Genomic DNA, 23,368 nt, shown 5'->3' with positions numbered 1-23,368 from the left:
GTCCGGCACGCAGGTGGGGCCATTCGGAGGTACAGGCCACCACGTGCGACGATGTGCGGCATGCCGCAGCAGCCCCCCGTTCGGAGCACACCCACGCGCCCTGCGCGCCCGGACGCGTCCATGTCGCTGCTCACCAATGTCATGGACCACAGCCTCGACGACGGCTACGCCGAGGCCGCCGCCCGGAAGAAGGCCGCGGGCGAGAGCGGCATGCCGAAGACCCTCCGGGCGAAGCTCGGTCTTGCCGCCGGCCTGGTGCTGGCGGCTCTTGTCGTGACCGTGGGTGCGGCACAGGCGCGTGTGGCCGCCCCCGTGGTGGCCAAGGAGCGCCAGGAGCTGATCGACCGTATCGACAAGGAGACGACGTCGGCGGACAAGCTGGAAGGCACCGTCGACGACCTTCGTGACGATGTGAGCGCGCGGCAGCGGGCGGCGCTCAAGACGAGCGGCGGCAGCGGACAGGCGGACCTGGTGAGCATGTTGTCCGGTGCCACCGCGGTGCACGGCCCCGGTGTGAAGCTCGTCGTCGACGACGCGAAGGAAGCCAGCACCGGCGGGGGCGACAACCCGCGTGAGACCGCGGACTTCTCCGACACCGGGCGGGTGCGCGACCGCGACATGCAGCGCGTCGTCAACGGGCTGTGGGCGGCGGGCGCCGAGGCCGTCTCCATCAACGGGCAGCGGCTGACGGCGCTGTCCGCGATCAGGGCCGCGGGGGACGCGATACTGGTCGACAACAGGCCGCTGGTACCGCCTTATACGGTGCTCGCCGTGGGGGACGGCAAGCGGCTGAGCACCAGGTTCCAGAACGGTGCCGACGGGCTCTATCTGCACGCCCTGGAAGACAACTACGGCATCAGGGCGACCATCGCCGTGGAGAGCGATCTCCGGCTGCCCGCCGCGCCGAGTGTGATCGTACGTACAGCACAGCCGAGAACTGAGAAGGGCACATCGTGATCGCCGTACTGGGCCTCATCGTGGGAGTGGTGGCCGGAATCCTCGTCCGGCCTGAGGTGCCGGTGGTCGTCGAGCCCTATCTGCCGATCGCCGTCGTCGCGGCGCTCGACGCGGTCTTCGGCGGTTTGCGCGCCATGCTCGACGGGATCTTCGACGACAAGGTCTTCGTGGTGTCGTTCCTGTCGAACGTGGTCGTGGCCGCCCTGATCGTGTTCCTGGGCGACAAGTTGGGCGTCGGTGCCCAACTGTCCACGGGTGTCGTGGTCGTCCTCGGTATCCGGATCTTCTCCAACGCCGCGGCCATTCGCCGGCACGTCTTCCGGGCGTGAGGTCGATGAGCAACGAGGACGAGCGGCCTGAACACAGGCTGCGCAGGGAACTGCCCGAAGAGATTCCGGCGTCTGTCTCCTCGGAGGCGCCGGTCCCCGAGGAGAAGTCCGGGCCCACCGTGACGGGTCGGCAGCGGCTGGTGCAGGGGCTGTGGCCGCCGCGCGTGAGCCGGGCCCAACTCATCGTCGCGGTGCTGCTGTTCGGCCTCGGTTTCGGGCTGGCCGTACAGGTCGCCTCGAACAGCAACAGCGACAGCGCGCTGCGTGGGGCACGGCAGGAAGATCTTGTGCGCATTCTCGATGAACTGGACGACCGTACTCAGCGTCTTGAAGACGAGAAGCAGGGTCTGCAGAAACAGCGCGACGAGCTGGAGAACAGCTCCGACCAGGCTGAGGAGGCCCGCAAGCAGACCGCCGAGAAGGAGAAGCAACTCGGCATTCTGGCGGGCACCGTGGCTGCGCAGGGACCCGGCATCACGATGACCATCGACGACACGAAGGGAACGGTCGAGGCGGACATGCTGCTCGACGCGGTCCAGGAGTTGCGTGCGGCCGGCGCGGAGGCGATCCAGGTGAACGACGTACGGGTCGTCGCCAACACGTATCTGACGGACTCCGGCAAGAGCGTGAGCGTCGACGGGAACAAGATCAACGCCCCCTATCGTTTCAAGGTCATCGGCAAGCCGCAGGATCTCGAACCGGCGCTCAACATCCCTGGAGGTGTGGTGCAGACTCTTGAGAAGGAGCAGGCCACCGTTACCGTCGGGCGGTCCGCCAAGATCGTCGTGGATGCCTTGCGAGCGGCGAAGCAGCCTGACTACGCTCGGTCGTCCTCCCGGTGAACCGCGGGTGCATGGGGGGCGTTGTGCGAGGGCATGAGGTTGCGGGGGGTCGACGCACCGATTGGGTGGTGCGTGGTGGAAACTGTCTGGTGGATACGGACGTTGTGAGGATGTCCGGGTCAACCGGTGTGTTCAATCAGGGTTCGTCCTGCCCCACGGGCGGGTCTGTTTCGGTCAAGGGGAATCGCCCGTGAAGTTGTTTGCGAAGTTGTTCGGCAAGAGTGCGAAAGAGGGCAGCGACAACCAGACCGCTCGCCACCGCGCACAACCGGACGCAGAAGGCCAGCGCCCACTGTTCCGCGACCAGGTCGGCGGCCAGGGCGCGCCGTCGGTTGACCCTGCGCAGTCCGGCGACATAGGTTTCGGGCAACCGTCAACCTCAAGTACGGGTGGAGGGTTTTCCCCTATGTCGGCCCTGGTGTGTACGAGGTGCGGTAACCGCAACGCGGAGAACAGCCGCTTCTGTTCCAACTGCGGTGCGCCGCTGCGCCCCGGCGCGACCCCGGAGCGTCCGTCCGAGACGACCTCGACGATCTCCATCTCCGGTCTTGAGGCCTACGACGCCGAAGTGACCGGTCAGACGCAGATGCCCACGCTCTCCCCGGAGGCGCAGGCCGCCGTCGACGCCCTGCCGTTGGGCTCGGCGCTGCTGGTGGTGCGGCGCGGTCCGAACTCGGGCAGCCGCTTCCTGCTGGACGGCGAGCTGACCACGGCCGGCCGTCATCCGCAGAGCGACATCTTCCTGGACGACGTGACGGTATCGCGCCGCCATGTGGAGTTCCGCCGCTCTCCTGACGGTTCGTTCACGGTCGCCGACGTCGGCAGCCTGAACGGCACGTACGTCAACCGTGAGCGCATCGACTCAGTTTCGCTGGCGAACGGTGACGAGGTTCAGATCGGCAAGTACCGGCTGGTGTTCTACGCGAGCCAGCGGGGTTACTGACCCTCCCTCGGACTGGGTCCGGGGGATTCCCCCAGGAAGGTCCATGCTTCAAACACCGAGCGGCGGTGCCGGGCACGGTACCGCCGCCGCGGACATCGGGCTGATGAGCATCGGCACGGTGCTGAACGTGCTGCGCGACGAGTTCCCCGAAGTCACCATCTCCAAGATTCGTTTCCTGGAGTCGGAGGGCCTCATCGAGCCGCAGCGGACCCCTTCCGGGTACCGCAAGTTCAGCCCCGCCGATGTCGAGCGCCTCGGCCATGTCCTGAGGATGCAGCGGGACCACTATCTTCCGCTCAAGGTGATCCGCGAGCATCTCGACGCCATGGAGCGCGGTGAGGCCGCGCCCCTGCCCACGGTGGGGCGTCAGCGGGACGGCGAGGTCGTCCTGGAGCCCGTGGAGGGGCCCACGGTGGCCCGGATCGGGCGGGCCGAACTGATGGCCGCCGCCGGGATCGGCGAGCAGGAGCTCGACGAGTGGGAGTCGTACGGACTCATCGCCCCGCTGCCGGACGGGGTTTACGACGCGGAATCCGTCACCGTGGCCGGACTTGTCCTCGAACTCGGGCGGTTCGGGATCGAACCGCGGCACCTGCGCGCCATGAAGGCCGCCGCCGACCGTGAGGCCGGGCTCGTCGACCAGGTGGTGGCCCCGCTCAAGCGCCACCGCAATCCGCAGACCAGGGCCCACGCGGAGGCCCGTACGAAGGAACTGGCGGGGCTCACGGTGAAGCTGCACGCCGCTCTGGTGCAGACCGCGCTCGGCGTCCGCCTGCCCTGAGACGGGCGGCCCCGCGGCTGCCTGATCGGTCACCCGTTCTCGGCCCGACTACCCAAACGTCCCGGGCACGGCCTAGGGTTGCTGTGTGAACGAGCTCGATGTCGTAGGTGTCCGGGTCGAAATGCCCTCCAACCAACCGATCGTGCTCCTGCGTGAAGTGGGAGGCGACCGCTACCTCCCCATCTGGATCGGGCCCGGGGAGGCGACGGCGATCGCCTTCGCTCAGCAGGGCATGGCCCCCGCACGACCGCTGACCCACGACCTGTTCAAGGACGTGCTGGAGGCCGTCGGCCAGGAGCTGACCGAAGTGCGCATCACGGATCTGCGGGAGGGCGTCTTCTACGCGGAGCTGGTCTTCGCCAGCGGCGTCGAGGTGAGCGCCCGTCCGTCCGACGCCATAGCGCTGGCGCTGCGCACCGGGACGCCGATCTACGGCAGTGACGGTGTGCTCGACGACGCGGGGATCGCGATTCCGGACGAGCAGGAGGACGAGGTGGAGAAGTTCCGCGAGTTCCTCGACCAGATCTCGCCCGAGGACTTCGGCACCAACAGCCAGTGAGCCGAGGGCCGGCGAGAAAATGCCGGCATTTGCCACCGGCGTGTGAGAGCGTCCTGCGGCCCTCCGCGAGCGCATTCGGCTAGCCTTTCCCCGCGGTGGGACACGGGAAACCACTCCTTGGGTGATTATCACTCGGCGTGCCGAGTGTGGCGATCGTTGACGCACCCCTGGTGACTGCCTACCGTCGAGAAGGCAGGTCAAGGACGGAGGTCGGCGTGAGAAGCAGCGGCGACGGTACGGCTGGGGGTGCCCCGGAACGCAGTTTCGGGGACAGAGGTCCGTACCCGCTTCACGGCAGTACGGCCGATCGCATTCCGCAGCGGCCGGCGGCAGTGCCGAGCAGCGGAGGGGCGACGTCCATGGCGTCCGAGGAGATCGGTTACCGGGGGCCTACGGCCTGTGCGGCGGCCGGCATCACCTATCGGCAACTGGACTACTGGGCGCGTACCGGGCTCGTCGAGCCCAGCGTGCGGCCCGCACACGGGTCGGGGACGCAGCGGCTCTACAGCTTCCGGGACGTCGTGGTCCTGAAGATCGTGAAGCGGTTCCTCGACACGGGCGTGTCGCTGCAGAACATCCGCAGCGCCGTTCTGCACCTGCGGGAGTGCGGCTTCCGCGACCTGGAGCGCATGACGCTGATGAGCGATGGTGCGACGGTCTACGAGTGCACGTCGCCGGACGAGGTGCACGCGCTGCTCCAGGGCGGCCAGGGGGTCTTCGGGATCGCCGTGGGGGTCGTGTGGCGGGACGTCGAGAGCGCCCTGTCGCAGCTGCACGGGGAGCGCGTCGACACCGGTGAGACGCTCGTCGGGTCCAACCCCGCCGACGAGCTGGCCAGGCGGCGCAACCGGGCCGTCTGAGGGTCGGGTGGGAGCCGTAGCGGGGCATTGTCAGTGGCGTAGGGCAGCATCGGAGATGTGAGAACCGCGCCCACGATCCTGCATCTCGACATGGATGCCTTCTTCGCCTCGGCGGAGCAGGCGTCCAAGCCGAGCCTGCGCGGGAAGGCCGTCGTCGTGGGCGGGCTCGGGCCGCGCGGGGTGGTGGCCACCGCGTCGTACGAGGCGCGGGTCTTCGGGGTGAACTCGGCGATGCCCATGGCCCAGGCGCGGCGGCTAGCGCCAAACGCGGCGTATCTCGTGCCGAGGTTCGGGTTCTACCGCTCGATCAGCGAGCAGGTGATGGCGCTGCTGCGGGCGTTGTCGCCGCTGGTGGAGCCGCTGAGCCTGGACGAGGCGTTCGTGGACCTGGAGGCCGGGGGAGCGGCCCGGGACGCGGAGTCGGCGCGGCTGACCGGGGAGCGGCTGCGGGCCGACATACGGGCGGTCACGGGGCTCACGGGGTCGGTGGGACTCGCCGCCTCGAAGATGATCGCGAAGATCGCTTCCGAGCGGGCCAAGCCGGACGGGCTCGTGCTGATCGAGCCCGGGACCGAGCGGGCGTTGCTGGGGCCGTTGTCGGTGCGCACGCTGCCGGGGGTCGGACCGGCGACGGGTGATCATCTGCGGCGGGCCGGGATCACCACGGTCGACGAGATCGCCGAGGCGGGCGAGGACGAACTCGTACGGCTGGTGGGCAAGGCGCACGGGCACGCGCTGTACGCGATGGCGCTGGCGCACGACGTGCGGCCCGTGGTGGCCGAGCGGGAGACCAAGTCGGTGTCGGTCGAGGACACGTACGACGTGGACATCCATGACCGGACCCGGGTCGGCCTGGAGGTGCAGCGGCTCGCCGACCGGTGCGTGCGACGGCTGCGGGCGGCCGGGCTGTCGGGGCGGACCATCGTCCTGAAGGTGCGGCGGTACGACTTCTCGACGCTGACCCGGTCCGAGACGCTGCGCGGGCCCACCGACGACCCGGGGGTGGTGCGGGAGGCGGCGGCCCGGTTGCTGGACTCTGTCGACACGACGGGCGGGGTACGGCTGCTCGGGGTGGGGGTCTCCGGGCTGGCCGACTACACGCAGGAGGACCTGTTCGCGCAGGCGGCGGGGGAGCAGGTCGATCTTCTTGAGGAGGAGCACACCGACGAAGAGGGGGGTGAGGAGCCGGCGGCGCCGGTGGAGCGGCGCTGGCCCGCGGGGCACGATGTGCGCCACGCCGGGTTCGGGCACGGGTGGGTGCAGGGGAGCGGGCTGGGGCGGGTGACCGTGCGGTTCGAGACGCCTGAGGATTCGGGGCCGGGGCGGGTGCGGACGTTCCGGACCGATGATCCTGAGCTGGAGTTGGCGGAGCCGTTGCCGTTGGTGGCGCGACGGGTGGGGGGCTTGGTGGCGGGGGCGATGGCAATGCCGTTGCTGCTGGCGGCGCGTGGAACCGGCGATCGGTCGGCCGAGCCGTTGTCGTCGGCGGAGCCAAGCCTCGGCGTTCCTCAGGCCGAGCCGTTGCCACCGGACGCGGGGTGTGCCGACGTCATGCCTGACCTGCCGACACCCTTGGTGGTGTCGGGCGTCGATGACCCTCCCGCCCCGTCACCACCCCCGGAGACTCCAAGCCCCAGCAAGGCCCCGCCCGCCGACCCCGCTCAGTTGTCCTCCGACCCCGCCAGCTTGCCGAAGTCGTGGTCCGGGACTGACGGAGGCGGGCCCACGTCGAGGCCGTAGTGGTGGTAAAGCTGGAGTTCCTGGTCGGGGGAGAGGTGGCGGCCCACTCCGAAGTCGGGGGCGTCCTTGATCAGGGAGCGGTCGAAGGGGATGTGGAGGGTGCCTTCGATCAGTTCGCTGGGCTCCAGGGGGACGAAGGCGTCCCTGGAGAACAGGCCGGTGCGTATGGCCGCCCACTCCGGTTCGCCGGTCGCGTCGTCGAGGTAGACCTCGTCGATCGTGCCGATCTTGGCGCCGGTGCGGTCGAACGCCTTGCGGCCGATCAGGTTGCGCGGATCGATATCGGTCTGCACGGGCCCTCCTCCTGGTCGCAACTCATCCGTAAGCACTACAAAAGAGCACATTGGGGAAGGTGGCCACTCGAAAGCTCGGCTTCAACGCGCGCTGGTAGGCTGGCGAACGGCTGCTGACCCCGTGCGGGAGAGTCCTCCAGACTTCATCGGAGGCGCCGAAGGAGCAAATCCTCCCCGGAATCTCTCAGGCTCACGTACCGCACGGACGAGGTCACTCTGGAAAGCAGGGCGCGTGTCGTCGACGGTGTCGACGGCTTGCGCTCTCACCGACGGTGAAAGCCGGTGACCTTCGGGTGGCCGGTGAAGCTCTCAGGTTGAGATGACAGAGGGGGAGGCCGTCCGGCACCCCGCTGTCGTGGTGCCCTCGAAGGTCGTGTCCGACCAGGAGGCCTCCCTAATGACCGTTCCTCGCATTCCGCTCTCCGAGCTCGAACAGGGCATCCCGTTCGAGCAGCGCCACATCGGGCCCGACCACGAGGCGCGGGCCAAGATGCTCGCGCAGGTCGGATACGGCTCCCTCGACGAGCTGACCGCCGCAGCGGTCCCGGATGTGATCAAGAACGCTGACGCTCTCGATCTGCCGGGCGCCCGTACCGAGGCCGAGGTGCTGGCCGAGTTGCGCTCCCTCGCGGACCGCAACGAGGTCCTCGGTTCCATGATCGGGCTCGGGTACTACGGAACCTTCACCCCGCCCGTGATCCTGCGCAACGTCATGGAGAACCCGGCTTGGTACACGGCCTACACGCCGTATCAGCCGGAGATCTCCCAGGGGCGGCTCGAAGCCCTTCTTAATTTCCAGACGATGGTTGCCGATCTGACCGGGCTGCCGACCTCCGGCGCCTCCCTGCTCGACGAGGGGACGGCCGCCGCGGAGGCCGTGGCCCTGTCGCGGCGCATGGGGAAGAACAAGAAGGGTCTGTTCCTGGTCGACGCGGACGCGTTGCCGCAGACCATCGCCGTGATCGAGACCCGTGCCGAGCCGGCCGGTGTCGAGGTCGTCGTCGCCGACCTCAGCGAGGGCATCCCTGCCGGGATCGCCGAGCGGGAGATCAACGGCGTGCTCGTGCAGTACCCGGGCGCCTCCGGTGCCGTACGCGACATCAAGCCGCTGATCGAGCAGGCGCACGCGCTCGGTGCGCTCGTCACCGTCGCCGCCGATCTGCTCGCGCTGACGTTGCTGAAGTCGCCGGGTGAGCTGGGGGCGGACATCGCGGTCGGTACGACGCAGCGGTTCGGGGTGCCGATGGGCTTCGGCGGGCCGCACGCCGGATACATGGCCGTGCACGAGAAGTTCGCGCGCAGCCTGCCCGGGCGGCTCGTGGGCGTCTCCGTCGACGCCGACGGAAACAGGGCCTACCGCCTCGCCCTGCAGACCCGCGAGCAGCACATCCGCCGTGAGAAGGCCACCAGCAACATCTGTACCGCCCAGGTGCTGCTCGCGGTGATGGCCGGCATGTACGCCGTCTATCACGGGCCCGAGGGGCTGAAGGGCATCGCTCGGCGGACGCATCGGTACGCCACGATCCTTGCGGCTGGCCTCCGCGTCGGCGGTGTCGAGGTCGTGCATGGTGGTTACTTCGACACGCTGACCGTCCGCGTTCCGGGCCGGGCCGCCGAGGTCGTCGCCGCCGCTCGCGAGGACGGCGTCAACCTGCACCTCGTGGACGCCGACCAGGTGTCCATCGCCTGCGACGAGACCACCACGCGTGCCCAACTGGCCGCCGTATGGACCGCGTTCGGGGTGGATGGCGACATCGAGGCGCTTGATGCGAGTGCCGAGGACACGTTGCCTGCCGGGCTGCTGCGCACCGATGCCTATCTCACGCACCCTGTCTTCCGCGACCACCGTTCCGAGACCGCGATGCTGCGGTACCTGCGTCGGCTCGCCGACCGGGACTACGCGCTCGACCGGGGCATGATCCCGCTCGGTTCCTGCACGATGAAGCTCAACGCGACCACCGAGATGGAGCCGGTCACCTGGCCCGAGTTCGGGCAGTTGCACCCCTTCGCGCCCGCCGAGCAGGCGCAGGGATACCTCACGCTCATCCGGGAGTTGGAGGAGCGGCTCGCCGAGGTCACCGGGTACGACAAGGTGTCGTTGCAGCCGAATGCCGGTTCGCAGGGGGAGTTGGCCGGGCTGCTCGCTGTTCGTGGGTATCACCGGGCCAATGGCGATGAGCAGCGGACCGTGTGTCTGATTCCGTCGTCCGCGCATGGCACGAACGCTGCCAGTGCCGTGATGGCCGGGATGAAGGTCGTCGTCGTGAAGACCGCCGAGGACGGTGAGATCGACGTAGAGGATCTGCGGGCGAAGATCGAGCAGTACCGCGACGAGTTGTCGGTGCTGATGATCACCTACCCGTCCACGCACGGGGTGTTCGAGGAGCACGTCGCCGACATCTGCGCGCAGGTCCATGAGGCGGGCGGGCAGGTCTACGTCGACGGCGCCAACCTCAACGCCCTTGTGGGGCTTGCCAAGCCGGGGCACTTCGGCGGGGACGTCTCGCATCTGAATCTGCACAAGACGTTCTGCATTCCGCACGGTGGCGGTGGGCCGGGGGTCGGGCCGGTGGGTGTGCGTGCGCACCTCGCGCCGTATCTGCCGAACCATCCGTTGCAGCCTGCGGCTGGGCCGGAGACGGGAGTTGGGCCGATCTCGGCGGCTCCCTGGGGTTCCGCCGGGATCCTGCCGATCTCTTGGGCGTACGTCCGGCTCATGGGGGGCGAGGGGTTGAAGCGGGCCACGCAGGTGGCTGTGCTCAGCGCCAACTACATCGCCAAGCGCCTTGAGCCGCACTACCCCGTGCTCTACACCGGGCCCGGAGGGCTTGTCGCGCACGAGTGCATCATCGATCTGCGGCCGATCAGCAAGGCGACCGGCGTCAGCGTCGACGACATCGCCAAGCGGCTCATCGACTACGGCTTCCACGCGCCGACCATGTCGTTCCCGGTGGCCGGGACGCTGATGATCGAGCCGACGGAGTCCGAGGACCTGATCGAGCTGGACCGGTTCTGCGAGGCGATGATCGCGATTCGTGGGGAGATCGAGAAGGTCGGTGCGGGGGAGTGGCCGGCGGAGGACAACCCGCTGCGCAACGCCCCGCACACCGCTGCCGCGCTCGGTGGGGAGTGGGAGCACGCGTACACGCGTGAGGAGGCTGTCTTCCCGGCCGGGGTGTCCGTCGCCGACAAGTACTGGCCGCCGGTGCGGCGGATCGACCAGGCGTTTGGGGACCGGAACCTGGTGTGTTCCTGCCCGCCGTTGGATGCGTACGAGGACTGAGCGTTCTGCTGGTAGTGCCGCGAGGTGCCGTCTTTTGGGTGCGGCACCGTCGTGGCTGGTCGCGCCCCGCGGCGGAGCCGCAAATTGATACAGTCCCGCGCCCCTAAGGGGCGCTGCCGAGCCAGGCGCGACCTCGGCTGCGGGTTCGTTGTGGTTGGTCGCGCCCCGCGGCCGAGCCGCGAATTGATACAGTCCCGCGCCTCTTTGGGGCGCGGTAGCTCAGGCGGGGTATGCGTGGGTCTGGGTTGCCTTCAGCGTTGCCCAGACCAACGCGCCCTGGTGTAGGTCCAGTTCGGCCGCCGCTACCGTCGTCAGGTCGGCGGTCAGGGGGAGTTCGCCGGTGAGGTCTACGCGGATCTGGTCACCGTGGGTTTCCAGGCCCGCTACCTCGCAGTGCCAGAGGTTGCGGGCGCTGGCACCCGTCGGGCGGTTCCCGTAGAGAGTTACCCCGCTCGGCGGGAACGCTACGAACACCTCGCCCTGTAGGTCCTCCGTCGTCGTGATCGTGGGGCCCGTGTCGAGGGTGACCGTGTGGCCGTCGGAGCGGCCCTTGTAGAGGTTGAGGCCTACGAGTTGGGCGATGTAGTCCGTGCGCGGGTGGCGGGCGATGTCGGCGGGGGTGCCCTCCTGGACGATCGTGCCCTGCTCGATCACGACCAGGCGGTCGGCCAGCACCATGGCGTCCAGCGGGTCGTGGGTGACCAGGACGGCGACCGCCTCGAACTCGGCCAGGTGGCGCCGGAGTTGGGCCCTTACGTCGAGGCGGGTGCGGGCGTCCAGGGCGGCCAGGGGTTCGTCGAGGAGGAGCAGGCGCGGGCGGGTTGCCAACGCCCTTGCCACGGCCACGCGTTGGGCCTGGCCGCCGGAGAGTCTGCGGGGCTTGGCGCCCGCGTGCTCGGCGAGACCCATGCGGTCCAGCCACTCGGCGGCCACCGCGCGGGACTCCGCCTTCGTCGCGCCCTGGCAGCGTGGGCCGAAGCCGACGTTGTCCAGCGCGGTCAGGTGGGGGAACAGCAGGTAGTCCTGGAAGACGACTCCTACCGGGCGGGACTCCGGTGGTGTGCGGTCCAACTCGGCGCCGTCCAGCCGTAGGTGACCGTCCGTCAGGCGGACCAGGCCCGCCAGGGCGCGCAGCGCGGTCGTCTTGCCCGCGCCGTTCGGGCCGAGCAGGGCTACGACGTCTCCGGGGGCGGCTGTCAGTTCTACGTCGAGGCGGAACGTGCCGCGGTCCACGACGAGATGGGCGTCGAGGCCCTGCGCGCCGGTGAGTTCGACGTCGGCGGTGTCGGTCATGACGTGCACGTCCAGGGGGCTGATGTGCGGGCGGTCGTACGGCTGTTGCTCATGACGTGGTCATCCAGCGGTCCCGTAGGCCTGCCAAAACCGCGATCGACACGGCCAGCAGGACCAGGCTCAGCGCGATGGCCGCCTCCGGGTCGTTCTGGAGAGCCAAGTAGACCGCCAGCGGCATCGTCTGGGTGCGGCCGGGGAAGTTGCCGGCGAAAGTGATCGTCGCGCCGAACTCGCCCAGCGCGCGGGCCCAGGCGAGGACCGCTCCCGCCGCGATGCCCGGGGCGATCAGGGGGAGCGTGACCCGGCGGAACGCGGTGAACCGGGAGGCGCCGAGGGTCTGGGCCGCCTCCTCGTAGCGGGGGTCCGCGGCGCGCAGGGTGCCCTCGACGCTGATGACGAGGAAGGGCATCGCCACGAACGCCTCCGCCACCACGACCCCCGTCGTCGTGAAGGGGAGCGTGATGCCGAACCAGGAGTCCAGCCACTGGCCTACGACGCCGTTCCGGCCGAGGGCGAGGAGCAATGCCACGCCGCCTACCACCGGAGGCAGCACCAGCGGGAGCGTCACCAGGGCGCGGAGGAAGCCGCGGCCGGGGAACTCCGTGCGGGCCAGGACCCAGGCCAGGGGGACGCCCAGGACGAGGCTCACGGCCGTCGCCGCGGTCGCGCTGAACAGGGAGAGCTGGAGCGCCTGCCAGACCTCCGTGCTGGTCAGCTGTGATGGGAGGGACCGCCACGGGGCCCGTACCAGGAGGGCGATCAGGGGGAGGAGCAGGAACGCCAGCCCTACCAGCGCGGGGATCAGGAGGGGGAGTGGCACTCCCCGCCCTGTCATCCGGACACGGCGACGCCGCGGACCGCCCTTGAGGGTCTCGGCCGCGGCGTCGGAGGTGTCGAGCTGGGTCACGGCTTGAGGAAGCCTGCCGCGGACAGCACCTTCTGGCCCTCGGCGGACTGCACCAGCGCGATGAACGCCTTGGCGGCGACGGCGTTGGGCGCGTTCTTGAGGAGGACGATCGGGTAGGCGTTGATGGCGTTGGCGGACTCGGGGAACTCGACGCCCTGGACCTTGCTGCCGGCGGCGTGCACATCGGTCTTGTAGACGACCGCCGCGTCGGCCTCCTTCAGCTCCACCTTCGTCAGTGCGCTCTTGACGTCCGCCTCGTACGACACCGGGGTGAGCTTCAACTTGCTTGCCGTCAGCGCCTTTTGGGCCGCCGCACCGCACGGCACCGTCTTGTCGCAGAGCACGACCTTCAGCGACGACTTCGTGAGGTCCTTCAGGGAGGTCACCTTGTCGGGGTTGCCCGGCAGGGTGGCGATCTCCAGCTGGTTGCGGACGAAGGTGGCCGGCGTACCGACGCCGTCGCCCTTGTCCGTGACGATCGCCATGGTCTTGGGGCTCGCGGCGGCGAACACGTCGGCCGGGGCGCCGCCGGTGATGCTCGCGGCGAGGGTGTCGCTGCCGCCGAAGTTGAAGGTGACCTTGGTGCCCGGGTTCGCCTTCTCGAACTCCTTGCCCAGGGTCGTGAACGACTCCTGGAGCGAGGCGGCGGCGAAGACGGTGACGGTGCCGGACATCTTCGGGGACGCGGACGCCGAGGAGTCGGACTTCGAGGAGGACGAGTCGTCGCTGGAGGAGCAGGCGCTCAGGGCCAGCAGCGCGGCGGCTCCCGCCCCGGCAACCTGCAGGGTCCGGCGGGTCCGACGCGCGGAACGGGTCATCACGGTTCTACTCCTCTGGTCTCTTCATGAAAGGGGCTCATGAAAGGGGTTGTCGCGCCCTGGGACGACCGCAACGGCCGTGCCGCGATGATACTGCCGCATTTGCAAGGCATAAGTCTCCTGTCGCATCGCATGAGCTGCGCTGTTCGCTTGTGGGGTGCGCATGTGCGTTTGTACGGGAGTGTCGTCCGGGTACCACATTCCGGGAGGTGATGGCTCGTGACGCTCGCACAGCTCGACCTGACGGGGGACCTCGCCCGACCCACCCGGCTGACCGTGCCCGACCTGTCGAACTGGCCGCTGCACCGGGTCCGGGTCAGCTTCGAGTGCGCCACCAGCGGCACCCAGGAGCACCGCTTCGCGGGACCCCGGCTCTACGACGTCCTGTCCTCGGCCGGGCCCGGCTTCGACCCCGTCCGCCGCAAGGACCGGCTGCGCTTCCTCATCGCGGTCAGCGGTGCGGACGGGCACCACGCGCTGCTGTCCTGGGCCGAGATCGACCCCGACTTCGCTCATGCCCCTGTTCTGCTCGCCGTGAGCATCGATGACACCCCGCTGGACCGTGCGGGACCGCAACTGGTGCTTCCGCAGGACCGTTGCGGGGCCCGGCACATCAGTGGGATCAGGGCGATACGGGTGGACGGTGGGTATGCGGCGAGTCGGCCAGTGCCCGCCACACCCGGTCTCGGGTCAGCGGAAGTTCGGTGAAGCGCACGCCGGTCGCGTCCCGCAGCGCGTTGGCGAAGGCGGGCGCGACCGGGTTGAAGGGGCTCTCGCTCATCGACTTGGCGCCCAACGGGCCGATGGCGTCCGCCGTTTCCATGAAATGCACCTCGGTGCGCGGCACGTCCGCGTACTGGGGGAGTCGGTAACGGCGGAACGCGGCCGTCTCCACCGCACCTTGCTCGTCGATCCGTACGTTCTCGAAGAGGGTCGCGCCGAGGGCCTGGGCGACCCCGCCTTCCACCTGACCCCGGCACTGCATCGGGTTCATCACCTTGCCCGCGTCGGCCGCGTGCACACTGCGCAGGATGCGGATCTCGCCCGTTCCCGGGTCCACGGCGACCCTGAACCACTGCGCGTTGAAGGCCACCGAGCGAGGGGTGCCGCCGAAGTGCCCGTCGGCGCTGAAGTCCACCCCGACCGCCGCACCCGCCGCGTGCAGCTCCTTCAGGGTGAGACGGCCGCCCGGGTGCAGTACGGCTTCCTCGGCCAACGCGCATTCGGCGCGCGGGAGTTGCAGATGGGCGGCGGCGAAGTCGAGCAGCTGGTCGGCGAGGGCGCGGGAGGCGCGCAGAGTGGCCTTGCCCGCGACGACCGTGCCCGTGGAGGCGAAGGCGCCCGTGTCGTGCCGTACGACGTCGGTGTCGGACTGGCGGACGGTGATGCGGTCGACGGTGGTGGCGAGTTCACCGGCCGCGATCTGGCGGTGGACCGTGGTGGTGCCGTTGCCGAACTCGGCTGTGCCTACGGCGAGATCGAAGCCGCCGTCAGGGAGGAGGCTGGCCTTCGCGTCGGCGATGTGGCCGCCGGGCGGGCCGGTCGCGATCATTGCCAGGGCGGTGCCCTCGCCCATCAGCCAGCCGTCCGGGGCGAGTTGGGAGACGGGCTCCGCCTGGGCGCGGCGGACGATGGCGAGGCACTGGTCGAGGCCGTAGCTCGCGATGTGCAGGTCCTCCTCCTCGCCGCCGGGGGAGAGCATCGGCTCGCCGGGGCCGATGATGTTCCTCGCCTTGAACTCCAGCGGGTCCAGGTCGAGTTGGCGGGCGAGTTCGTCGAGGGCCGACTCCACGGCGAACATCACCTGGCCGAGGCCGTAGCCCCGGAAGGCGCCCGCCGGGACGGTGTGCGTGTAGACGGAGAAGGCGTCGACCTTCTTGTGCGGGGCGCGGTAGACGGCCATCGACTCGCCGACGCTGTGGAACATGACGGCGGGGCCGTGGTTGCCGTAGGCGCCGGTGTTGGAGACAACTCGTAGCTGGAGTGCGGTGAGTTGGCCGTCGCGGCGGGCGCCCGCCTTCACGTTGATCGTGAAGGGGTGGCGGGTGGTGGCGCCGTAGAACTGTTCGGCGCGGGTGTACTCCAGTTTCACCGGGCGGCGCAGGCGCAGGACCGCGAGGGCGACGATGTCCTCGACGAGCATCTCCTGCTTGCCGCCGAAGCCGCCGCCGACCCGGCCGGCGACGACCCGGACCTGCTTCTCGGGGAGGTCGTACAGCGCGCAGAGGGCGCGGCGGGTGAGGAACGGGGTCTGTGAACTGGTGCGTACCGTAAGCCTGTTGTCCTCGTCGAACCAGGCCACCGCGCCGTGCGTCTCCAGGCTCGCGTGTTGGACGCGCTGGGTGCGGTACGTGTCCTCGTAGACGGCGTCGGCCTCGGCGAAGCCCGTCTCCACGCTGCCGATCTCGCCGTGTGCCTCGCCCACGACGTTGTTCTGCGGGCGTGAGATCCGGGCCTTGGCAGCGTCCTTGTCGTGGACGACCGGGGCGCCGGGGCGCATCGCCGCCTCCGGGTCGAGGACCGACGGGAGGATCTCGTACGTCACCTCGACGCGTCGGCAGCCCTCCTCGGCGGCGGCCTCGCTGTCGGCGACGACGGCGGCGACGCGTTGGCCGACGTAGCGGACGGTGTCGTCGAGGACGCGGGTGTCGTCCGGGTCCTCGGTGGGGTGTTCGTGGCGGGCCGTGGAGAAGTGGCGTTCCGGGGCGTCGTAGTGGGTGAACACGGCGTGCACGCCTGGGACTTGGAGAGCGGCAGCGGTGTCGATCGCGGTGATGCGGGCGTGGGCGTGCGGGGAGCGGAGGAGCTTCATGTGGAGCAGGCCGGGGACGTCGATGTCGAAGGTGTAGCGGGCGGTGCCGGTGACGACCTGCGGTCCGGCCGGGGCGGGGAGGTTGCGGCCCACCGCCTCGCCCGCGCCCGGTGCCTCGGCGTGGCAGACGCCTCGTACCGCGTCCTCGATGGCGCGGTAGCCGGTGCAGCGGCACAGGTTGCCCTTGAACGCCCGGGGGAGGTCGGTGAGTTGGTCCTCGTTCAGGGCGGCCGTCGTCATCAGGAAGCCGGCCGTGCAGAAGCCGCACTGGAAACCCTGCGCGTCGAGGAACTTCCGCTGGACCGGGTGGAGTTCGCCGTCCTCGGCGGCCAGGCCCTCGACCGTGGTGACGGCGCGGCCGTCGGCGCGGAAGGCGGGGTAGAGGCAGCTGTGCACCGGTTCGCCGTCCACGTGAACCGTGCAGGCGCCGCAGTCGCCCGCGTCGCAGCCCTTCTTCACGCCGTACCAGCCGCGCTCGCGGAGGTACGTGCGCAGACACTGACCCGGGCGGGGGTCTTCGGTGAAGGAGCGGCCGTTGACGTCGATGTTCATGCCGCTGTCTCTCCCAGCTCCCGGCGGATCTCCTCCGCGTAGCGGAACGTCATGTGCGCTCGCCATTCCGGCAGTCCGTGGATGTCGTCGAACCATTCGTCGTCGGCTACGGCGGAGGCGATCGCCGTGTGCAGTCGGTCAGCCGTCGGCGTCAGCGGGAACCACAGGCGGAACGGGCGGACCGTCGACGCGGTGATCGTCAGCGCGAGCGAGCCGTCGAGCGGGTCCAGGGTGCCGATGACCAGGACTCCGGAGCGGCCGAGGCCGTAGAGGGAGGCCTGGCGGAAGGCCGTACGGCAGGTCAGGGCGCGGGGCGGGACGGTGATCGAGCGGAGGAGTTCGCCGTCGGCGAGGTCCTTGCGGCCCGCTCCGGTGATGAAGTCGGCGACATGGACCCGGCGGCGTACGCCGTCCTGGGACAGGAGGAGGCACTCGGCGTTCAGAGCGGTGGTGAGGGAGATCATCGGGCCCGCGGGGAGGGCGTTGCAGAGGTTGCCGCCGACCGTCGCCATGTTCCAGATCTTGAAGGAGGCGAGGAAGGCGCGGCAGCACTGCTCGAAGAGCGGGGCCGCGGTGGTCGTCAACTCCTTCGCGAAACGGGAGAGTTGGGCGATCGTGCAGGTCGCGGCGATCTCCAGGGAACCGTCCGGGTGCCGCTCGACGGGCGTCCAGCCGGTGCGGCTCAGGTCCACCAGGCGGCGCAGGTGCGGTTGCGGCTCGGAGAAGAGATACGTGCCGCCGCCGAGCCAGGCGTCGCCCGGCCGCCAGGGTGTCGGCTGCCGGGCGTCGAGGATCTCGGCCACCGTGTTCAGGTCCATGACCGCCAGTGAAGCAACGCGGACCCGGTCGGGACGACTGGTTCACAGCACGGAAACGCCGATGTTCCACGGCCGGACACTGGAGGATCAACCAAGAGGCGTTTCGGCCGATTGGTCTTGCACTTACCATGCAATCACTCGCATTCACCTGGCGAATGCGAGATGCGAGGAGCCGGAACCATGCACGTCGAACACCTTCTTCAGGACGAGTCCCTCGGCCTGCGCCTGCTGTGGGCCCGGGACGCCCAGCTGGCCCGGGAGATCAGCGGAGTGACCGTGACCGACCTGGAGGACCCCGCGCGGTTCGTGCGGCGGGACGAGGTCGTGCTGAGCGGGCTCGTGTGGTGGTCGGCCGAGGACGGGCCGGAGCGGGCCGAGCGGTTCGTGTCCGCGCTGCGTGGTGCGGGGGCCGCCGCGCTGCTCGCGGGGGAGGAGACGCACGGCTCGGTGCCGGACGATCTCGTCGAGGCCTGTGTGCGGCACGGGTTGCCGGTGGCCGCCGTACCGGCGCACATCATGTTCCGCGCGATCACCGACACCGTGTACCTCGGGCGGTGGGGCGAGCTGAGCCGCCGCCACACGCTGCCGGAGAACGTGCGGGGGCGGCTGAGCCGGATGGCCGCGCAGGGTGCGGGGCCGGACGCGATCGTGACAACGGCCTTCGCTCTCCTCGAACGGACGGTCGCCTATGTCCTCACGCCCTCCGGACGGTCAGTCGCGGCGACGGCGGGGGCCCCCGCGATACCGGTGGGGAAGGCGGCCGGGCTGCTGGCCGAGGCCGTGCCCGTCGACGCCGACGGGGTCTCGCCGTACGAGCGCTGGCACCTCTGCCTTCCCGACCCCGACGACGCGCCGCCGCGCATGGTGCACGAGCTGGCCTCGGTGCTGGGGCGCTGCCAGGAGGCGCGGGTCCGCGCGCGGGCCGAAGAGCGGCAGACGGCCGACGAGTTGGGGGCGTTGCTCGCCGTGCCGGGTGCCGATGGCGCGGCTGTGGCGGCTGCGCTGCGGGCCTGTGGGTTGCCGGACGACGGGCCGTACCGGGTGCTGGTCGCGGAGACCGGGGCGCAGCGGGCGGGGCTGGCGGAGGGGGCGTTGGCGGAGGTTGTCGCGCATGCGTTGCCTGACGGTACGGCGGTCGCGGGTGCTGTGGGGCGGCTGCCGGACGGGGCCGCGTTCGCGGTCGTGAGTGGGGCCGAGGCCGACGCGCTGCACGAGGTGTGGCCGCTTGTCGCCGCGGCCGAACCAGCGGTGCCGCTCTACGGCGGGACCGGGGCGCCCGTAGACAGTGCGCGGGAGCTCAACGGGGCGCTGGCGGAGGCGCGTTACGCACTCGCCTCGGCGCGGAGCACCGCTGGGGCGGGTGGCTCCGCGCTCACCGATGCCGCGACGCTCACGGGGCTCGACGCGCTGCTCACCGGTGTTCCGGCGGAGGTCCGTACCGCCTACAGCCGTACCGTCCTCGGTGAACTGCGGTCCAACGCCGTGCTGTTGGAGACCCTGGAGACCTTCCTGGCCTGTGACGGTTCCTGGGCGCGGACGGCGGAGGCACTGCATCTGCACGTCAACTCCGTGCACTACCGCATCGGGCGCATCGAGCACTTCACCGGCCGTGACCTCTCCCGCCTCTACGACCGCCTCGACCTGTGGGCGGCCCTGTTGTGCCGGACGGACAGCGCCTAACCTGCACGTTCTACGCTCCAACAGTCCAGGGGAGGTTGGGCGTGCTGCTGCGTCAGCTGGAGTACCTGGTCGCGCTCGCCCGTGAGCGGCACTTCGCGCGCGCCGCGGCGGCCTGTTACGTCTCGCAGCCCTCGCTCTCGGCCGCGATCCGGCGCCTGGAGCACGAGTTGGACGTGCCGATCGTGCGGCGCGGCAGACGGTACGAGGGGCTGACCCCGGAGGGCGAGGTGGTGCTGGCCTGGGCGCACCGCATCCTGGCCGAACGGGACGCGCTGCACCAGGAGTTGTCGGTGCTGCGGGGTGGACTGACCGGCACGCTGCGACTCGGGGTGGTGCCGACCGCGCTGCCCGCCGCGTCCCTCCTCACCACCCCGTTCTGCGTACGGCATCCCCAGGCCCGGGTCGCCCTGGAGTCGCTCGCGTCCGTCGACATCACCCACGGGCTCGCCGAGTTCGAGCTGGACGCGGCGATGACGTACCTGGACGACGACACCCTGCGCAACGTCCGCCGCCTCCCGCTCTACGAGGAGCGGTACGTCCTCCTGACCCCGGTCGACGGGCCGCTCGGCAGTGTCTCCAGGGCGAGTTGGGCGCAGGCGGCCACGCTTCCGCTCTGCCTGCTCAACTCGCGGATGCGCAACCGCCGCATCATCGACGAGTGCTTCGCGGCCGAGGGCGCGACGGCCTCCCCGGCGGTCGAGTCCGACAGCGTCGCCGGGCTGTACACCCTGCTGCCCGGGGGCCGTTGGTCCAGCGTGATCTCGCACGCCTGGCTGCACATGTTCGACGTGCCGGAGGGGATGCGGGTCGTACCGCTGAACGGGCCCGCGCACGGCCCCCGGGTCGGACTGGTCGTCGCCCGCAGCGAGCCCCGATCGGTGCTGGCGGAGGCGCTGTTGAAGGTGGCCAGGGAAGCGGGCGTACGGGACGCGCTCGACGAGCTGCTGCACACCTATCTGGGCGGCGACGGACGCTGACAGCCGTTGATAGGAGCGGGCTATGTCGGCATAGCAACGTTCGCTTTGACCAGGGCGATCGACCCCGAGGATCGTGAAGTGCACCTTCCGACAACGGAGTTGAGGAGCCGCGACATGGCCAAGGTTCTCTGTGTCCTGTACGACGACCCGATCGACGGATACCCGACCTCGTACGCCCGCGACGACCTGCCGGTGATCGACCACTACCCCGGCGGCCAGACCACCCCCACTCCCGAGGCGGTCGACTTCACCCCGGGACAGCTCCTCGGCAGTGTCTCCGGTGAACTCGGCCTGCGCGCCTACCTGGAGGCGGCCGGGCACACCCTCGTCGTCACCTCCGACAAGGACGGCGCGGGCTCGGTCTTCGACCGCGAACTGGTCGACGCCGACATCGTGATCTCGCAGCCGTTCTGGCCCGCGTACCTCACCCCGGAGCGCATCGCCGCCGCGAAGAACCTCAAGCTCGCGGTCACCGCCGGCATCGGCTCCGACCACGTCGACCTCGACTCGGCGATCTCGCACGGCGTGACGGTCGCCGAAGTGACGTACTGCAACAGCATCAGCGTCGCCGAACACGTCGTGATGATGACGCTGTCCCTCGTGCGCAACTACCTGCCGTCCCACCAGGTGGTGCTCGACGGCGGCTGGAACATCGCGGACTGCGTGGCCCGTTCGTACGACCTCGAAGGCATGCACGTCGGGACGGTCGCCGCCGGGCGGATCGGGCTCGCGGTGCTGCGGCGGCTCGCGCCCTTCGACGTCAAGCTGCACTACACCGACCGGCACCGGCTTTCCGGGGACGTGGAGCGGGAGTTGGGGCTGACCTGGCACGAGAGCGCCGAGGACATGGTCCCGCACTGCGACGTCGTGACGATCAACGCGCCGCTGCACCCCGAGACGGAGGGGCTGTTCGGGGACAAGCTGCTCGCGCAGATGAAGCGCGGGGCGTATCTCATCAACACCGCGCGGGCGAAGATCGTCGACCGGGACGCCGTCGACCGGGCCCTGCGCAGCGGGCAGTTGGCGGGTTACGCCGGTGACGTGTGGTTCCCGCAGCCCGCTCCGGCGGACCACCCGTGGCGGACCATGCCGCACCACGGGATGACCCCGCACATCTCCGGGTCGTCGCTGTCGGCGCAGGCCCGGTACGCGGCGGGCACGCGGGAGATCCTGGAGGCGTTCTTCGCGGGGCGGCCCATCCGGGACGAGTATCTGATCGTGGACGGGGGCGCGTTGGCGGGTACCGGCGCGCACTCCTACTCGGTCAACAAGTGACGGAAGCTCCCTCCAGGTGACGGACGGAGGTCACCGCACGCCTCACACGCGGTCGATGTGCACGTTCGTCGACTTCACGCGGGCGGTGGCCTCCATGCCGACCTCCAGGCCGAGTTCCTCGACGGCCTCGCGGGTCAGCAGGGAGACGAGCCGGTGCGGGCCCGACTGGATCTCGACCTGGGCCGCGACATCGCCGAGCTTGATCGCGGTGACGATGCCGGGGAACGCGTTGCGGACCGAGGTGTAGGAAGGGTCCTCCTCGACCTCGCCCGCCTTCGCCAACTCGACGGAGAACGCGGCCAGATCGACCCCGTCGATGAGCCGGCGCCCGCCCTCGTCGCGGTGGGTGGTGACCCGGCCCGCGTCCGCCCACCGGCGGGCGGTGTCCGGGCTCACGCCGAGCAGCCGCGCCGCCTGGCCGATTGTGTAGGACTGCATACGCGCAACCCTAGGGCCAGAAACGGTAACCGGTGGACGGGGGGTTGGCTCTGGGGTATAACGCGATATAGCGTCAGTCCGTCGATCGGGGTGAGGGTATGTCGGGTGAGCTGATGAGCACGACCGCGTTGCGGGCCTCGCATGCGGACCGGGACCGCGTCGTGGATGTGCTGACCGGCGCGGCCGGCGACGGCAGACTGACCGCCGAGGAACTCGACGAGCGGGTCGAGGCGGCCCTGTCCGCCCGCACGATGGGCGAGTTGGCGGTCCTGACGGCCGACCTGCCGGTGGTGGCGGGCGCGACTCCGGTCGAGGTGGAGGACGTCGCCCGCATCGAGCAGAACGGCGGATCGACGCGGCGCGGTGACGGCTGGGTGGTGCCGCGCCGGCTGGAGATCCAGTCGCGTCTGGGCGATGTGACCCTCGACTTCACCCAGGCGGTGATCACCCAGGGCACGTTGCGCATAGACCTGGACATGCATTGCGGTTCGCTACGGCTGCTGGTGCCGCCGGGCATCGTGGTGGACACGGATTCCTTGGTGCTCAACTACAGCAAGGTCAAGACGCGCGGGGCCGGTGACGCCGGGACCCCGATCGAGCTGCGGATCGAGATCACCGGGCAACTGGGCTTCGGGAAGGTCAGGGTGCGCCGGACGCGTCGCGCGGTCAGGAAATCCCCGACGCCCTGAGGACCGACCGCGCGGTCTCGTCGTCGATCAGATGACCCAGGTGACGCCGGACATCGGTGCCCTGGAGCAGTGTGCCGCGTTCCATCGAGTGCCGCATGCCCGTGTCCAGCTCGTGCCAGAGCAGGGGGTTGGCGACCAGGACACGGGGGTCGAGTTCGAGCCACTGTCCGTGCGTGTCCCGCAGGAGCAGGCGCGTGGAGACGTCGCCGTACTGCCGTACGACGGTCAGCGCGTCCGTGTGCACCGTGCGCCGCAGCAGCGGGCTGTCCACGGTGAGCCAGCCGGGGCCCGCGGTGACGCGGTGCGGCAGCAGGACGGCGAAGAGCGTCGTCGACAGGGCGAACCACAGCAGCGCGCGGGTGAGGGTGAGGGTTCCCGCCTCCCAGTCGACCAGCAGGGTCATGCCGAGGAAGCCGACCGCGCAGCCCGTCGCCAGCCGGGCGTCGCCACGCCAGTGGCGGTCGCCGGCCGGGTCCGGTGGGAGTGTGCTGTGCCGCATGAGGCCGACGGTAGGCCGCGGAC

The 23,368-nt window shown here is 70.0% G+C and carries 22 protein-coding genes and 1 riboswitch; of the genes, 14 read left to right on the top strand and 8 right to left on the bottom strand.

The window, feature by feature from the left end; all coding sequences use genetic code 11:
• Nucleotides 1-120: 120 nt before the first annotated feature.
• The 8 genes from OG407_RS10885 (at nucleotide 121) to OG407_RS10850 (ending at nucleotide 7,011) form a co-directional block, all read left to right on the top strand.
• On the top strand, nucleotides 121-957 hold the full coding sequence (locus tag OG407_RS10885) for a DUF881 domain-containing protein (RefSeq protein ID WP_327407356.1): 837 nt from the start codon (nucleotides 121-123) through the stop codon (nucleotides 955-957).
• On the top strand, nucleotides 954-1,286 hold the full coding sequence (locus OG407_RS10880) for a small basic family protein (protein ID WP_019059351.1): 333 nt from the start codon (nucleotides 954-956) through the stop codon (nucleotides 1,284-1,286). The genes OG407_RS10885 and OG407_RS10880 overlap by 4 nt, the downstream gene beginning before the upstream one ends.
• A gap of 5 nt (nucleotides 1,287-1,291) precedes the next feature.
• Nucleotides 1,292-2,128, top strand: a complete 837-nt coding sequence (locus OG407_RS10875) for a DUF881 domain-containing protein (RefSeq protein ID WP_405857278.1) — start codon at nucleotides 1,292-1,294, stop codon at nucleotides 2,126-2,128.
• A gap of 61 nt (nucleotides 2,129-2,189) precedes the next feature.
• Nucleotides 2,190-3,071, top strand: a complete 882-nt coding sequence (locus OG407_RS10870) for an FHA domain-containing protein (RefSeq protein WP_403597050.1) — start codon at nucleotides 2,190-2,192, stop codon at nucleotides 3,069-3,071.
• Nucleotides 3,072-3,114: 43 nt separating this feature from the next.
• Nucleotides 3,115-3,852: a MerR family transcriptional regulator gene (locus tag OG407_RS10865; protein WP_405857276.1), complete on the top strand. Its 738-nt coding sequence runs from the start codon at nucleotides 3,115-3,117 to the stop codon at nucleotides 3,850-3,852.
• An 85-nt stretch (nucleotides 3,853-3,937) separates the two neighbouring features.
• On the top strand, nucleotides 3,938-4,411 hold the full coding sequence (locus tag OG407_RS10860) for a bifunctional nuclease family protein (protein WP_006123076.1): 474 nt from the start codon (nucleotides 3,938-3,940) through the stop codon (nucleotides 4,409-4,411).
• Nucleotides 4,412-4,626: 215 nt separating this feature from the next.
• Nucleotides 4,627-5,271, top strand: a complete 645-nt coding sequence (locus tag OG407_RS10855; RefSeq protein ID WP_327405541.1) for a MerR family transcriptional regulator — start codon at nucleotides 4,627-4,629, stop codon at nucleotides 5,269-5,271.
• Nucleotides 5,272-5,328: 57 nt separating this feature from the next.
• Nucleotides 5,329-7,011: a DNA polymerase IV gene (locus OG407_RS10850; protein WP_405857273.1), complete on the top strand. Its 1,683-nt coding sequence runs from the start codon at nucleotides 5,329-5,331 to the stop codon at nucleotides 7,009-7,011.
• On the opposite strand, the gene OG407_RS10845 is transcribed toward OG407_RS10850, so the two are convergent.
• Nucleotides 6,933-7,304, bottom strand: coding sequence for a PRC-barrel domain-containing protein (locus OG407_RS10845; RefSeq protein WP_405857271.1), 372 nt, complete (start codon nucleotides 7,302-7,304; stop codon nucleotides 6,933-6,935). The two genes, OG407_RS10850 and OG407_RS10845, sit on opposite strands and share 79 nt — an antisense overlap.
• A 114-nt stretch (nucleotides 7,305-7,418) precedes the next feature.
• Nucleotides 7,419-7,514: riboswitch (glycine riboswitch) on the top strand.
• Nucleotides 7,515-7,701: 187 nt separating this feature from the next.
• Here OG407_RS10845 and gcvP point away from each other — a divergent pair.
• Nucleotides 7,702-10,587 carry an aminomethyl-transferring glycine dehydrogenase gene (gcvP, locus tag OG407_RS10840; protein ID WP_405857269.1) on the top strand — a complete coding sequence of 962 codons (2,886 nt, stop codon included), beginning with the start codon at nucleotides 7,702-7,704 and terminating at the stop codon, nucleotides 10,585-10,587.
• A gap of 219 nt (nucleotides 10,588-10,806) precedes the next feature.
• Here gcvP and OG407_RS10835 read toward each other — a convergent pair whose 3' ends face one another.
• The 3 genes from OG407_RS10835 to modA are packed head-to-tail and all read right to left on the bottom strand — an operon-like array spanning nucleotide 10,807 to nucleotide 13,605.
• The gene (locus OG407_RS10835; RefSeq protein ID WP_405857267.1) at nucleotides 10,807-11,880 is read right to left on the bottom strand and encodes an ABC transporter ATP-binding protein; all 1,074 of its coding nucleotides are present in this window, start codon (nucleotides 11,878-11,880) and stop codon (nucleotides 10,807-10,809) included.
• Nucleotides 11,881-11,929: 49 nt separating this feature from the next.
• Nucleotides 11,930-12,787 (bottom strand): molybdate ABC transporter permease subunit, encoded by an 858-nt coding sequence (gene modB / locus OG407_RS10830; RefSeq protein ID WP_366497349.1) that lies wholly within the window; start codon nucleotides 12,785-12,787, stop codon nucleotides 11,930-11,932.
• On the bottom strand, nucleotides 12,784-13,605 hold the full coding sequence (modA, locus tag OG407_RS10825) for a molybdate ABC transporter substrate-binding protein (protein ID WP_403597030.1): 822 nt from the start codon (nucleotides 13,603-13,605) through the stop codon (nucleotides 12,784-12,786). The genes modB and modA overlap by 4 nt, the downstream gene beginning before the upstream one ends.
• Before the next feature lie 219 nt (nucleotides 13,606-13,824).
• On the opposite strand from modA, the gene OG407_RS10820 reads away from it, so the two are divergent.
• Nucleotides 13,825-14,313 (top strand): molybdopterin-dependent oxidoreductase, encoded by a 489-nt coding sequence (locus tag OG407_RS10820; protein WP_405857264.1) that lies wholly within the window; start codon nucleotides 13,825-13,827, stop codon nucleotides 14,311-14,313.
• Here the strand turns inward: OG407_RS10820 and OG407_RS10815 are convergent.
• Nucleotides 14,228-16,969 carry a molybdopterin-dependent oxidoreductase gene (locus tag OG407_RS10815; protein ID WP_405857262.1) on the bottom strand — a complete coding sequence of 914 codons (2,742 nt, stop codon included), beginning with the start codon at nucleotides 16,967-16,969 and terminating at the stop codon, nucleotides 14,228-14,230. The genes OG407_RS10820 and OG407_RS10815 overlap by 86 nt on opposite strands.
• A complete protein-coding gene (locus OG407_RS10810; RefSeq protein ID WP_405857260.1) occupies nucleotides 16,966-17,787 on the bottom strand; it encodes an FAD binding domain-containing protein in 822 nt (273 codons plus the stop codon). The genes OG407_RS10815 and OG407_RS10810 overlap by 4 nt, the downstream gene beginning before the upstream one ends.
• A gap of 180 nt (nucleotides 17,788-17,967) precedes the next feature.
• Between OG407_RS10810 and OG407_RS10805 the strand changes: the two genes are divergently transcribed.
• From OG407_RS10805 to OG407_RS10795, 3 genes are all read left to right on the top strand, one after another.
• Complete coding sequence (locus OG407_RS10805; RefSeq protein ID WP_405857258.1) at nucleotides 17,968-19,467, top strand: helix-turn-helix domain-containing protein; 1,500 nt, start codon at nucleotides 17,968-17,970, stop codon at nucleotides 19,465-19,467.
• A gap of 41 nt (nucleotides 19,468-19,508) precedes the next feature.
• On the top strand, nucleotides 19,509-20,444 hold the full coding sequence (locus tag OG407_RS10800; RefSeq protein ID WP_405857256.1) for a LysR substrate-binding domain-containing protein: 936 nt from the start codon (nucleotides 19,509-19,511) through the stop codon (nucleotides 20,442-20,444).
• A gap of 114 nt (nucleotides 20,445-20,558) precedes the next feature.
• The gene (locus OG407_RS10795; protein WP_405857254.1) at nucleotides 20,559-21,719 is read left to right on the top strand and encodes an NAD-dependent formate dehydrogenase; all 1,161 of its coding nucleotides are present in this window, start codon (nucleotides 20,559-20,561) and stop codon (nucleotides 21,717-21,719) included.
• 42 nt (nucleotides 21,720-21,761) lie between these two features.
• On the opposite strand, the gene OG407_RS10790 is transcribed toward OG407_RS10795, so the two are convergent.
• Nucleotides 21,762-22,157, bottom strand: a complete 396-nt coding sequence (locus tag OG407_RS10790) for a molybdopterin-binding protein (protein WP_019059368.1) — start codon at nucleotides 22,155-22,157, stop codon at nucleotides 21,762-21,764.
• 113 nt (nucleotides 22,158-22,270) lie between these two features.
• On the opposite strand from OG407_RS10790, the gene OG407_RS10785 reads away from it, so the two are divergent.
• Nucleotides 22,271-22,846: a DUF1707 domain-containing protein gene (locus OG407_RS10785; protein ID WP_405857252.1), complete on the top strand. Its 576-nt coding sequence runs from the start codon at nucleotides 22,271-22,273 to the stop codon at nucleotides 22,844-22,846.
• Here OG407_RS10785 and OG407_RS10780 read toward each other — a convergent pair.
• Nucleotides 22,824-23,345, bottom strand: a complete 522-nt coding sequence (locus tag OG407_RS10780) for a hypothetical protein (protein ID WP_405857250.1) — start codon at nucleotides 23,343-23,345, stop codon at nucleotides 22,824-22,826. The two genes, OG407_RS10785 and OG407_RS10780, sit on opposite strands and share 23 nt — an antisense overlap.
• Nucleotides 23,346-23,368 lie beyond the last annotated feature (23 nt).

Origin of the sequence: Streptomyces sp. NBC_01515, from assembly GCF_045040345.1 — a bacterium.
Taxonomy (GTDB): domain Bacteria; phylum Actinomycetota; class Actinomycetes; order Streptomycetales; family Streptomycetaceae; genus Streptomyces.
This window is presented reverse-complemented; position numbering and strand designations above follow the sequence as displayed.